This window comes from Sporocytophaga myxococcoides DSM 11118, assembly GCF_000426725.1.
GTDB classification, from domain to species: domain Bacteria; phylum Bacteroidota; class Bacteroidia; order Cytophagales; family Cytophagaceae; genus Sporocytophaga; species Sporocytophaga myxococcoides.
Window position 1 is genome coordinate 396,345 of sequence record NZ_KE384560.1, and the last position, 13,432, is coordinate 409,776.

The following is a 13,432-nucleotide window of genomic DNA, read 5'->3' on the forward strand; positions in this document are numbered from 1 at the left end:
TTATATACCTATATTTTTAAAATTGAGCTTCAGGCCAGAATATGAAAATTGGTAATCATGTGAGAATTTTATAGCAATTTTATCAATGCTGGCAGCATGTAATAGTCCAACAGATATCTCCTAAGTGCATGAGAAGCTTGAGGAGTGATACGGCTTGTGAGTTTAAATATTGATATCAAACATTTTCTGAAGCACAAAATTCCTATAGAATTACATTGTAGCCCACTATTAGAAAAGCAAGACTTATTACACTTCAAAATGTCATTTCAAATTTCACTTATAACTTTCTGTAGCATTGGATTGGATTTTCCGTAACTCACTATATTTATATCCAAAGGTGTAATAATAAATTTTTTTAGTGCTTTGACAAGTGATTCCAGTATCCAGCTAGGCTCATTTCCAAAAGCTCCGCCTCCTACAAGAGTGAGATAAACTTTATTGCAATCTGTCCTCTCAAGGTTTATCAAAGCTGCATATAAAGTAGCTTCGTAAGTAGCTTCTAATACAATTCTCGCAAAGCTTTCCCAATAAAAAGATTCAATGTGAGAATAAGCAACAGGAAGTGCGGAACAGTAAGCTTGAGATACAATTTGCTTTTGTTCAGTAAGCGTAACTTCTGTATCCCATTGTATCCCGATTTTGAGTTTATCCTTTAAACTTTCTCTTTCAGAATTGCTCATTTCATTGATTTGACGGTTGATTTGTAACAGTCCATCTTGATTTAATAAAGCATATCCGTTTCTCATTTTCCAGAGCTCAAGTTCTTTATTGTTCAGGGCTTCACCGATGAGATCCAAACAGTCTATCTGGGAGCTGGCAGTTTGTCCCGTTTGTCCGTTGATTAATACAAAATAGTTTCTGTAGATTGTTCCTGCTCCACAAGCAATTGCGCATGCAGGACCTTGGGTGTAGTCCTTTTCATAGATATCAATACCACGTTCAGGAGTGATATGAGGCCCCACCATTTCAAGTAAATTAAACTGTGAAGCTGCCTGGAATAAAGCATTTTTGTTATTGCTATCACCATGAAGTTGTTGAACGTTGGCAACAATTTCAGATATGGAAATTTTGTCTTTGAATATTTCCCTTGGAGGTGCTTCTTCTTTTAATGTTTTGAGGGTAGGTATCTGCAAGGATCCAAATTGGTATGATCTCCCATTTGCTTTGGACTGAATAGTGTTACCTTTAACGATGATATTTTCCCTTACAAATTCCGGCGATGTTTCTTCAAAGCCGGTAAGTTTCTTAAACCACATAATGATTGTTGTCCTGGTGATTGCTCAAGATGCTGTTATTCATATCTAGTACAGTTTGTTCTTATAAGATAAATAAATTTGAATGTTATTTAATTTGGTTGAGTTGTTGTATTATTTTAGTTCATTTGCCAGGCCATTTTAAAACTGTTTTCCTTTTATGACTCAAATAGTTTTTCCTTCTTTGATAAGTTCTTTTCTTATTCCAGTATAAATATCTTCTTCTTCAATCATCTTTTCCTGTCTGCTGATTGCCTTGAGCCCGCAGTACCTAAGCACATTCGTGATGGCACCTCCTGATAATTCATACTCCTTTGCTATTTTTTTAATGTTCACGGAGGGCGCAAGCTCAAAATCCTTTCCAAAAGCTTTGGTCCAAAGTTCGGTTCGCATATCTGGTGCAGGAATAGGAAAGTAGATCATTGACTGGAACCTCCTTGCGAAGGCATCGTCAATGTTACCTTTGAGATTGGTAGCAAGTATGACCAGACCAGGAAAATCTTCAATGCGTTGAAGTAGAAATGATATTTCCTGATTAGCGTAGCGATCCTTTGAATCCTTAGTGGCAGTTCGCTTCCCAAATAAAGAATCTGCTTCATCAAAAAATAAAATCCAATTTTTATTTTCAGCCATATCAAAAACACTTGCAAGATTCTTTTCGGTTTCACCTATGTATTTTGAAACCACCATAGATAGATCAATGCGATAGACATCAAGTTTATTGGACTTACCGAGTAATGTTGCAGTAAGCGTTTTACCTGTTCCCGGTGGTCCATAGAACAATGCTCGAAAGCCTCGTTTCAGTTTCTTACCCATATCTCCGGTCTCAAGCAATTCTTTACCATAACGTATCCAGTTATTTATTTCGTCAACATCTTCCCTAACATTATGATCCAGGATCAGGTCTTCCCAATTAAGTTTAGTGGTAAGAAGTGAAGCAGGAAAATTTGTACTGAAGTCAGGCTTGTAAACCTCTCCGGTGGTAAGGAAAGTAAGAATTTCATCTGAAATGCGCAGAGGCCTGCTAAAGAGGGGATCTCTATCATTTAAACTGTCTAGTAGAATAATTCTATGTTTTCTGAGAAAGTGTTTTTCTGTAAGTACTTGTTGAAGCTGAAAACGTTTTGCAAGATCAGTGCCTGCCAGTATGAAGGAAGCGGTTTCTATAGTGGGTAGAAAGCCGTTGTGTACATTGCCTTTGTATCCTCCAAACTCAGTAAATTCACGATTGTGAAGTGAATTTCTGGTAAAGAAAATATCAAGTGCATGAGGTTTTAAATGAGGAATGAGGGCTAACAAAAGGATAATTCTTTCATATGGACTCATACTATAGTACTCAACAAGTGAGGCATAGTTGGAACCATCATCTTTTAGATCCGGAGGATTATCGGATAGAAGTTTTTCCTCTTCATTTTGAAAATAATTCCGGATGCGGGAGTCTACAATAGATTCAAACCAAGCAATTTCTTTGTTTAACGAAATTGTATTTTTTTCCAGTGTTTTCATCTTATAAGTGAGTTTATCAGGTAGCTTGTCATCATTGGTTTAGCTCTAACGTTTTCTTTAGGGTAACACATTGAATGTAAGTTAATAAAACTTTTTTTGTGTAAAAATAAATTGTGATTAAGTGATAAAAAGAGATCATAATATATGGTAGGGAATATTCTAATACTAAGTCTTTACCGGACTTGAAAGGTTTATGGTGTCGGTATTCACGAATGGTGTATTTAGGATAGCTGGAACTTTGCTTACAAATATTGTAAATTAGATTCCGGAAGTTTTAATTCTAAATGTTATGAATTTTTTAAATCGGTTTTTTAATAGAGGTGAATCACAAATAGAATGCCCTCGGTGTCTTGGCAAGGGACACGTAGATTGGGCTGATATTAAAAGATTGAATCAGGTGCTTAAATGGATTCCCGGTAGCTGTGCTTTTTGCAATGGGGTTGGTAAGATAGATCCAAAGATGGAAAAAAAAGTTGCAGTTGATGCTACTTATTTAGTTGATAATCTTTCAGAGATTGAAAGAAGATTATATATCAATGGTAATCCTGAAGCTTTGGAAAGAGCTGCTCAATATGAAAGTAATTTGGAAAGTTTTGTTGAACAAGTCAATTATCTGCATTTTCATGGAAAGTTGAGCTCTGAACAAATTACAGAATTTTTTCTGCTTTCTCAAATTAATTCCGACTCTTATGACGATGAGAAAGCTAAACTTACTGATTACATTAATAGAATAATTGCCAGAGGAGAAAGTAAATAGTATTTTATAATTATGAATAAATTTGTTGCCATTATTTTTATTTTTTGGTGTATTACTGCATGTGATAGTAGTAATAATAAAACATTGAAAAAGACACATGCTGCGTCGGTTGTCAATATAGATACTTCTGATTACAGTCTAAACTATCTTGAATCTCTGCATAGGAAGAGGAATTTTAAAAGATATGATAAATCATTGACAGAATTTATTCTTTCTAATCCTAATAAACGTGATAGTGTAAGAAAGATAATTTATCTGCAGCCTCTCGGGAATATGAGTGATAAAGTAGCAGGAATAATCAAAGAAGAAATAAATTATCTAAAGAGTTTTTTTCAATTGGAAGTAAAAATTCTGGGCAATATTTCTTTTGAAGAAATAAAGAATAGAAAGGTAGAGACAAGATTAGTCTCAGAAGACGATTTGGGATACTATAATAAATTTAAGAGTAGCTCGGTAAATCTGACCGAACAGATAAATGCAAATTCTTTAATAGAAAACTACTTAAAGAATAATGTGCCTACGGATGCAGTTGCAGTCCTTGGAATAACTGAGCATGATTTATATTTACCCCGGATGAACTTTATTTATGGTTCTTCTTATCTTAAAAATAGAATGGGGATAATCTCTACCTACCGTATTGCCGAGGATTACGAAGAAAGTAAAATGAATATTAGGAAAGTGGTGACGAAGCAGATTGCAAATTTATTTTCAATTCCTAACGTAAAGGATTATGTATGTGTTCTTAATTTTCACAATAATATCGAGCAATTGAGAGCAGGTACCTTATTAATATCACCCGTAGCATTGGCGAAACTCAAGTATGCAATTGGTTTTGACTATACCCAAAGGTTTAGTGATCTCAAGGAATTTTATCATAGTGAAGGTAATGAAGCCATGGAAGAATATTATGATAAATCTTTGAAGTTGATAGCAACCCAGGTGAAAAGCAAAAAATAATTTAAGGACTTTTGATATTCGAAGTGCTGAGTTAGACATACAATTATTTTAATTATATCTTTTTTAAAACAGACTTATAAAAATGAAGAATCTATTAATGCTCTTTCTTTTGCTATTGTTAATCTTTCAAAGAGAAGGTGCTAAAGCTGGAATAGCAAAGACAATTGATGGGCAGCCTGCAATGGGGAATTACTATAGTTGGAATTATACTGCAGGAAGCTGGCAGTATAATGGTAAAATGGAATTTGAATATGATGGTAATAACAATCTGGTTTCAGAACTCTATTTTAATTCTGCTGGAGATACTTCTTCTAAGAAAGTTTATTCATATAATAATCTGGGAAAAGAGATAGGAAATTATACTTATTTATATACGAATAATATCTTTATTCCCTCAAGTAAAGAAATCCGGACATATGATTCCAAAGGGTACCTTTCGAAGTTTGAAAGCTTCAGGTCAAGTGATGGAGTTACTTGGGTGAATAGCGAAAGAATTGTTTATTACCGTTCTAATGGCACACTAGAATATCCGGATATGGTAGAGAAATCTCGGTGGGAAACAGTTTCATGGAGGATATTCAAAAAATATTCTAATATGGTGTGGATAGATTTTGAAAAAGAAAAATTTTCTTCTGGTCTAATTGAAGAAGGCACCAATCAAAGGATTATTTACACGACAGATAGTGAGGGAATAAAAAAGGGTAGATTTGAATCATACAGCTTCAATACAAAAACCTGGACTTATTCATTAGATGAGATTCATACAAAAGATGTCCAGGGTAATACAACCATGATAATTCAGGGAGATTATGGTAGCGGTCCGATAGTTTTTTCAAGAATTATTTATCCTGTAGATGCTAAAGGAAATGATGCAGGTTATATCGCAGAAGTTTGGTCCAACAACAATTGGAAGTTTATTTCTTCTGAATTGACTACCAATACCTATAATTCAAACGGCGCATTGACAGAAATAATAAATGAAGGTAAAGAGGTTGGAGCATCAGATTTTCAGACAACTGGGATTAATTATAAAACCAGGATTATATATGAAGGATATAGTGAAGTAACCTCATTGGGACAATCCTCTGCGCTTTCAATAATACAGATGGTTTACCCAAATCCATGTAGGAATATTTTAAACATTGATGTTGCGGGCAAAGCAGATATAGAAATCTCCCTTTTTGATATGAGTAATCATAAAGTTTTAAGCTCAATAATCCCACAGGGGAAAGGTAGTGTTACAATTGAAGATATTCCTATAGGACTTTACTTACTTAAAACTACGACTCAGGAGGGGGGCGTATATATTCAAAAGATTGTTAAAGAATAAATCAATTCAAAACCAAAGTATGAAAAGGGAGATTATTACTATTCTCCAACAGATAAATTCAAAAATGTTAAGACTCGTTCATTTAAAGTAAGTTCATTCACAACATCTATTCAAAACAATAGCAAAGTGCTTGTTGATATTTTTCCTAATCCTGTTTAAAATATAATTAATGTTGAAGGAATAAGGAATTATCAATTTATGATCATCATTAGTACAGGTCAATTATGCATGGAAGGCATAGGAAGCTCTTCCATTAATGTCGATTTGTTAAATGAAGGTTTATATACTATTCTGGTTTATTCTGAAAATGGATCTTTGCTTACTCAGAATATGTTTATAAAGGAGTAAAATATTTTAACCTATAGTGACGAGGCAGGTTCCGATATTATTATCTGGACCTGTTGTTGTTTTGGCCCTCATACTTTCATTAGCCTAATGCGTCCAATATAGTTCCATGAAAATTTTTATAGCATTTATGTATTGTTGTTCAGTATTTTCATAGAGTGTGTATAGGTGAAAACACAGTGTGTCATTATTGAATATATATACTAGATTTGATTAATAATGGGAGGTCTTTTAAAAACATATAATCTGCTACAATTTCCTACCAGGAAGCGTTTTGTTTTTCAGCCAGATTCTGTATGTACCAAGGCCTTTTTATTTAATCTCCTTCTTTCTCTGCCTTCTAAAGACTTTATTAATTAATCCCCGACCCATTCTTTTTATTTAAAGGGTTCGGGGAATTCAGTTACTAGTTTGAGTTTCTGTTATTAATTAATCGTCTTTAGCTATGTTTAAAAAAATATTTCTTGAGCCGGTCGAAAAAATCATTTTCCTGGCTGCCATATGCTTCACAGCTATCACCATTTTTATTGCCATATATATAGCAAGTGATATACTTGTAGTTATTAGCGTTCTGTTAACAGTGTTACTTCTGATGATGCAGAGGATGATCATGTCTGGAAGTTGGTACTTTAGAAAAGCTGAAATTCATGAACTGATTGTAAAGAAGTCCGACTGGTGGAGTGGTAGAATTAAAGCCTTGGCATTTCGCCTTCTTTCTGATAAAAGAAATAAGTATTACTGGTTGTCTTATCTGAAAATAAAGGATGTTCCGGTCATTGTAGCCACAGATCCGTCAGTTATAGGTTCTATGGATTCTATGCCTAATGAGTTTATGATAGTTTCCGGAGATAGTTCAGATGTATCAAAAGGAGATTTAAAGGTGCACATTGGAAGCAGTCAATGCATGCAGCCATATTTCATGAATGTAATCCATTTCAGAAATAGTAATTTTTATTTTCAATTAGAATATAAAAGTGGAGGTTCTACTCAGAGTTTGGACAGGAACGATATTGTGCTGGAAATAAAAAGGGGAAGCCCATTTATGTTGAATGAAACATTTAATGAGATTCTTTTTCTTCAATCAGTATCGAAGCCGAATGTCAAGATGATAGAGATTGATCTTTCTTCAATGATGGCAGCTTTTTCCAGTGACGATACTCGTATCGATAACCTTAAAGATTTGTTAAACTTTATCTGGAAGATCAGACGCATCACTATGGGGAAGCCTGTTGGGGTAAAGCTCACGAAGTATAATAGAGGCTGTTTGTCGGATCTATGCAGTGCAATTAATAAGTCATTAACTATTCCGGATTTTATTACACTTTCAGAGGAGTTTTATAAGTCATTCCTATGTCATCCAGCAAATGAAGGCAAAAAGCAGGATGACTTTTTTGCCAATGTTAGTAAGGTTTTAAGAATGCATAAGCTGGATGAAGAGGTTAAGATTATTGCAGAAGGGACAATTAAATCCGGTTTTGATCTATATAAATCCTTTGCCCTTGGAGTTTCTGCCTGGTTCCTTGCTTCAGGATTTTATACCAGATCTATGAATGATAAATATATTCTTTCAGATAAGTATATCGCAAGAGAAGAGTTGTTAAATAGTTGTTTTGAATTTATGAAGCTTGGCGGATATGTTGAGACCTGGCAGATAGAGCCTTATTTCCTATACAAAAAAGATATCAAAGGTAAACATGAATCTCTCCACGATTTATATTTTCAAACAGCAGGGGGCTTTTCATCTGCATCAATAAAGCATTTTAATTTAAACTAATAGACTTTTATGAAAAAGGAAATTATTTTATCAAAGCAAGACTATGATCTTATTACAAGTCTTATAAAAAATACTCCATCAGATTTTTCTCAGTATAGTTTGAGAAAGCTTAGTACTGAGTTAAGATCTGCTAAAGTTGTAGAAGGTGAAAGTCTACCTGCAGATGTAATAAGAGTAAACTCTGAAGTTGATATTTTTGATGAAAAAGAAAAGAAAACAATGACCTTCAAACTTGTTCCACCTTCTGTTTCTAATCTTAAAGAAAATAAGTTATCCATATTAGCTCCGCTGGGGTCGGCTATTATCGGGTATAGAAAGGGAGATATTGTAGAGTGGGAGGTACCGGCAGGTACGAAGGTATTTAAAATTAAAGAGGTAAGGAATTCATGAAGTGAAAGCTTTCACTTTGAGTTTTGGAATATAAATTATTACACAGAATTATATAGAGAAGACACAGAGATATACAGAGACCATGTTCAGCAATGCTTCATTTATCCCGATGCTTATGTTTAGTTTGTTGAGCATTTCTCTGTGTATCTCTGTGTTTTAATAATACTGAGTAAATCGTTAGTTATAAAGCATAACCACTTTTAGCCTTAAGCCTTCCACTTTAAGCTTAAAATTATTTTTTCCAAGGTAAGTTCTAAAATACACTCATTCATTGATAACCTTCTGAAAATAACTAATCCTCATTTAAAAGAAAAAAAGACCTTTCATTGTTGAGATAGGTAGTAACTTGTAATAATTGCTTCTGTATAGTCATTATAAATTCTTAATATCATTTGTAAAATATTGTATTCGATTGATTAAAGTAGATAGAATTTAGATAGTTAAGTTTCATACTTTTGTAGTTATGCACATTTTGTGAAAAACTTCAATTATGGAAAAAATAAAAAGAGTGGACGAGTTCAATTCTTTTTACTAGTTTCAATACTTTAATCAAAATAAAATAATGACAGAAGAAAACAAACCATGCCCACAATGCAAATCTCCTTACGGGTATTTAAGCGGATCGTTGATGATGTGCCCTGAATGCGGACATGAGTGGGATCCTAATGAAGTGGAAGAAACGGGGCTTGTAGTAAAAGATGTAAATGGAAATATTCTAAAAGACGGTGACTCTGTAGTGGTAATAAAAAATTTGCCGGTAAAAGGATCTCCACAGCCAGTAAAAGCAGGGACAAAAGTGAAAAACATCAAGTTAGTAGAAGGTGATCATAACATAGATTGCAAGATAGATGGATTTGGGTCAATGGCTTTAAAATCGGAGTTTGTGAAGAAAGCATAATGTATTCAGGTTCTTATATTTTAGGATTATTATCAATGTGATAAAAATAAATCCCGGAAAATGAAGCCGGGATTTTTAATGAAAATAGAATTGGAATAATTGCTTAATGCAGTTTCGTAATAAACAACCCTGTAATTGAATCTGGATAGCCATATTGACGCAAATAGATTCTGATCTCACCCTGGTTAAATTTTTAATAGCACTTTTTATATTCCATGATGCGTTTCACAATATTTCTTTATGTAGTCGTAATAACGCTTTTTTCTTTGCTTATCAGCCTTGTATTCTGAAAAGAGCTGCTCATCCCTTTTAATTATTTCTTCGATTGCTTCTTTATTTAGTTCATAATCAAAACCATTATTCATATTCAATAGAAATGGTACAAGCTGATTTACCGTACTTCCACCCCCACTTGGAGCTGGAGCACTCATGTATGAAGTTGAAACCGTATTGTAATAGCTATATTTTCCAAGTAATTCCATTTTATTGAAAATGTGATCATATTTGGCGAACGATAATCCTTCTGCACGATATACATCTTTGCCATCGCAAAATCCCCATACCTGCTTCATTTTTATATCTATAGTATCTTCAAGCCGCATTTTGTACTGGACATATTTTTCAAAAAATCCGTAAACGGTTTTGGTTTCTTTAGCTCTTACTTGACATTTTATGGAAGGTTTGTTGTTTTTGAATTCACTAAAACTAAGGTAAATACCTCCTACTTTTGTCGAATCTTTTAAGATTGGAGCCTGGCAAAAGGCATTGATACATATTAATAATGCACCAAAAGTGAATGAGAAAAGTTTACGAGTCATTTTATACAGAAATTTTTAACATTTATAAAATTACTTAAATTTTTTAATCAGAAAGTAATGAATTAATTCAAAAGTTTACATCTGCAATTCCAATTGATTTCACTAACTATTTCAGATAAGGTTAATTAGATCTCATTTGAAATCAGTCTGTTGAGAATTAAAAGATGAAATTTTAATGACTCGATTTTGTAACTTTTTGAGATAATAATGAAAACTCTTGAGAGGGGTGTTGGATAATTTTGCATATAAGCATACACTGGTTTTATCATCTATATCCTAATCCTACAGAAAAACATTTCATTCTTGAGACTGGTGCAGACCTTATAGAGCAAGCATCAATATGCGATTTGCAGGGTGTCTTGCAGTATTCAATGAATGGAAAAAGTTATATAGGAACACGCCTTATTGATGTGAGTAGTTTGAATGCTGGTGTATACATTTTAAAAATAAGTGATGGCCAAAGAGGGGTGAGATAGATGTTAAAAATAAATTGAACATTTGTAAAGGGTTGATTTTGTTGCTTTTAAAAGAAAAAATATTAATTTAGAAGGAAAAACAAACTTATGTTCAAACTATATTATTTGATAATGGCTGTAACCGCAGGCAATATATTGTTAAATACTACAGTAAAGGCTCAGGTTACTCAATCATGTGGAACTACCATTCAAAATGGGCAGAACCTCACTAAAAACGGTGATTTTACTGCTGGCAATGATGGCTCTTTCACTTTTACTCCTGCAGGAGCAGGAGGATACACTTACTTCACTTGCGCAGATGCTTTCCCTTCTTCTTCCTGCTATTCTAACCCGGGAAAGATATGGGTAGGCCCAAGTTCAGACTGGTTTAATCAGGCGTTTAACGTGGGAGCAAGTGGTTTTGGAAATCCTATTAAAGATCATTCTCCAACGGCTGATAATAATTTTCTAATGGTAGACGGTGTCTGTCAGCTTGGCATCAATGCGTGGAGCCAACAAGTAGCGGTGGTTCCTGGTACCTGGTATTATTTTGAATGTTATGTTACAAACCTGAATAGATCAGGAACTTCAAATGACCTCGCCATATTGAATTTTGATATTAATGGTGATAACCTCACGTTAACTACTGGTGGAAGTACATTTACAACTTCCTCTACTCAGGGAATTTGGCAAGTAGTAACTGCAACATGGCAATGTCCTCCTGGAATAACGTCTGCAGCCATCAGTATTCAGAATACAACCACAGGTACAGCCTGTAATACAGGTGTGGATTTTGGTCTGGATGATATTACCTTTACTCCGGGATGTGCGTTTGCAGATGCTTCTACGCAGCAGCCCGCATTGTCTTCAACAGGTACCTTATGTGGTACTGGCGGTGCCGGATTGACACTTAATCCAGGAACGCCTGCAAGTTATATCTATGAATGGAAAAACAGCGCGGGAGCCCAGTTGTCAACCTCATCAACATATAAGGCTACAAGTGCAGGAACATATGTTGTATGCGTTAAAAACGGGGCGGGAGGATGTTTAAAATCCGATGTAATTACGATAACAGGAAATTATACCTTGGCATTGCCGAATCCTGTTAAATTATGTGATCCTCCTTCAATAACTCTTAATCCAGGTTTTAATGGACCAGGCGTTACATTTAAATGGCTTTCATCAGACAATGGTACCAAGTGGGATACAATTAAAGGAACACTTGGAGTCGCGTCAACTTACACAGCTAATTCTGCCAAGTATTATAAAGTAGTGGCAAATGATCCAACTCCAGGTTGTGGTGAAGTTGTCTCAAACGTTTCTCAAATCACTACACTGCAAACTGCTGTCCCTAAAGATGCTTATTTCTGCGCTCCTGGAACAGCTAAATTGTCCGTTACCGGCCCTGCTACTTCTACTTATAAATGGTATGCAAGTCCAACGAGCACAACAGCACTTCAAACTGGTACCACATACACAACCCCATCGATTTCCACTGCTACGACTTATTATGTCGAAGATGTAACTGTTTATAACACCACAATGGGAAAAGCTGCAATAAGTGGTACATATGGCAACAGATCTTTAGATCAATATAAAACGGCATTTACGGCGAAGCAAAGTTTCATCATTGACAGTGTAACAGTTTACTGGTGGATGAATAATAGTAATCCTAATGATCCCATAACAGTTCAGATTCAGTTAACCAATAATCCTGGGGGAACAACAGCACCGACAGTAATAGATCCCGGAGTACCATTCACTACAACCAATAGTGGTGCTCAGACATTAGGGATCATAAAACCTACATATCCAACTGCTGGAGTACAGATTTATGCAGTAAGAGTTCCGGTTAAAATTACAGTACCTGCCGCTGGTACTTATAGACTCACAGCTAAAAATGGGGCGACAGGAAATGCACAGATTGAAAATCCTACCACTGCCCCTTATCCCATCTCTGACGACGCAGGTGGCACTATTGGTATAATAACAGGGACATCAGAAGGGGGAAATGCCGTTGGTACTGCTTTTTATGGAGGACTATATAACTGGAAAATTTTATATAATCTTAATTGTGGGAGAATTCCTGTAAAGGCTACCCCAGATTGCACACAGCCTCTTGAATTTCTTTATTTTGGAGTGAAACAAGAGACGGATAAAAAAGTTCTCTTAAGTTGGATTACTGCATTCGAAAAGAATACAAATCGATTTATTATTGAGAAGTCGATCAATGGCATTGATTTTTATGAGATAGGAACGCTCAGTGCTGCTGGTGAAAGCTCTACTCCACTGACATATACGTTTACAGATAATAAAACTGAAGGCCAAGTTTACTACAGGGTAAATGAAATAGATAATGATGGCTCTGTGTATAAAACTCAAATAAAGAGTGTAAAGTCCGTAAATGAAGCAAGTATAAAAGTCTGGCCGAACCCAAACAAAGGAAAGTTTAACCTGGTGATTACTGGAGTTGAAGATTCGGATTATGTTGAACTGGAATTATCAAATACTATGGGTCAAAAGATTATCGATCTTATTGAAAGAAGAACTGGCCTAATATTTTCAAGTGAGATAAACCCGGAAGGTTTAGAGCCTGGAGTATACATTCTTAATGTAAGAACGGATAAAGATATATTAACGGAAAAAATAATAGTAGAGTAAAATATGAATTGATTAAAAAATCCAGCCAACCTTTTTAAGTTATAGGTGATAGGATTTTATAATTAATATATATCAGAGCAGGTTTAAAAGAAAATTAGGGGAACGAATTTTTATTGTTCCCTTTTTTTATATGCCTTTCTTAACGTTGTAATCTAAATCTTTTGAAAAATTTGAAATATTTTAATCTTTCATTCGTCTGCCTGTATAAGCTCACACCTTACCCTTCTTTCGTGAGGCTAGTTAATTTAAGCAGATTCAACAGAAATGAATTTTAGGAGTTAAGTTGTA

The 13,432-nt window shown here is 34.6% G+C and carries 12 protein-coding genes; 9 read left to right on the forward strand and 3 right to left on the reverse strand.

The window, feature by feature from the left end:
* Positions 1 to 266: 266 nt before the first annotated feature.
* Complete coding sequence (locus tag K350_RS0119795) at positions 267 to 1,256, reverse strand: hypothetical protein (RefSeq protein WP_037576459.1); 990 nt, start codon at positions 1,254 to 1,256, stop codon at positions 267 to 269.
* A gap of 162 nt (positions 1,257 to 1,418) precedes the next feature.
* Positions 1,419 to 2,759 carry an ATP-binding protein gene (locus K350_RS0119800; protein ID WP_028981374.1) on the reverse strand — a complete coding sequence of 447 codons (1,341 nt, stop codon included), beginning with the start codon at positions 2,757 to 2,759 and terminating at the stop codon, positions 1,419 to 1,421.
* Between the two features lie 289 nt (positions 2,760 to 3,048).
* On the opposite strand from K350_RS0119800, the gene K350_RS0119805 reads away from it, so the two are divergent.
* The 7 genes from K350_RS0119805 to K350_RS0119840 all read left to right on the forward strand — a co-directional run bounded on the left by K350_RS0119805 (position 3,049) and on the right by K350_RS0119840 (position 9,210).
* Positions 3,049 to 3,516, forward strand: coding sequence for a hypothetical protein (locus K350_RS0119805; protein ID WP_028981375.1), 468 nt, complete (start codon positions 3,049 to 3,051; stop codon positions 3,514 to 3,516).
* 12 nt (positions 3,517 to 3,528) lie between these two features.
* The gene (locus K350_RS0119810) at positions 3,529 to 4,473 is read left to right on the forward strand and encodes an archaemetzincin (protein ID WP_028981376.1); all 945 of its coding nucleotides are present in this window, start codon (positions 3,529 to 3,531) and stop codon (positions 4,471 to 4,473) included.
* Positions 4,474 to 4,555: 82 nt separating this feature from the next.
* Complete coding sequence (locus K350_RS0119815; RefSeq protein WP_081671080.1) at positions 4,556 to 5,803, forward strand: T9SS type A sorting domain-containing protein; 1,248 nt, start codon at positions 4,556 to 4,558, stop codon at positions 5,801 to 5,803.
* Between the two features lie 198 nt (positions 5,804 to 6,001).
* Positions 6,002 to 6,151, forward strand: a complete 150-nt coding sequence (locus K350_RS32440) for a hypothetical protein (RefSeq protein WP_156027109.1) — start codon at positions 6,002 to 6,004, stop codon at positions 6,149 to 6,151.
* Between the two features lie 442 nt (positions 6,152 to 6,593).
* Positions 6,594 to 7,922 carry a hypothetical protein gene (locus K350_RS0119830; RefSeq protein ID WP_028981378.1) on the forward strand — a complete coding sequence of 443 codons (1,329 nt, stop codon included), beginning with the start codon at positions 6,594 to 6,596 and terminating at the stop codon, positions 7,920 to 7,922.
* A 9-nt stretch (positions 7,923 to 7,931) separates the two neighbouring features.
* Entirely contained in the window at positions 7,932 to 8,312 is a 381-nt protein-coding gene (locus K350_RS0119835; protein WP_028981379.1) for a GreA/GreB family elongation factor, read from the forward strand.
* A 562-nt stretch (positions 8,313 to 8,874) separates the two neighbouring features.
* Positions 8,875 to 9,210, forward strand: coding sequence for a zinc ribbon domain-containing protein YjdM (locus tag K350_RS0119840; RefSeq protein WP_028981380.1), 336 nt, complete (start codon positions 8,875 to 8,877; stop codon positions 9,208 to 9,210).
* 206 nt (positions 9,211 to 9,416) lie between these two features.
* Here K350_RS0119840 and K350_RS0119845 read toward each other — a convergent pair whose 3' ends face one another.
* The gene (locus K350_RS0119845; RefSeq protein WP_028981381.1) at positions 9,417 to 10,028 is read right to left on the reverse strand and encodes a hypothetical protein; all 612 of its coding nucleotides are present in this window, start codon (positions 10,026 to 10,028) and stop codon (positions 9,417 to 9,419) included.
* A gap of 239 nt (positions 10,029 to 10,267) precedes the next feature.
* Between K350_RS0119845 and K350_RS0119850 the strand changes: the two genes are divergently transcribed.
* Both K350_RS0119850 and K350_RS0119855 read left to right on the forward strand, forming a co-directional pair.
* Positions 10,268 to 10,504, forward strand: a complete 237-nt coding sequence (locus K350_RS0119850; RefSeq protein ID WP_028981382.1) for a T9SS type A sorting domain-containing protein — start codon at positions 10,268 to 10,270, stop codon at positions 10,502 to 10,504.
* 111 nt (positions 10,505 to 10,615) lie between these two features.
* Entirely contained in the window at positions 10,616 to 13,144 is a 2,529-nt protein-coding gene (locus K350_RS0119855) for an Ig-like domain-containing protein (protein ID WP_028981383.1), read from the forward strand.
* The last annotated feature ends 288 nt before the right edge of the window (positions 13,145 to 13,432 follow it).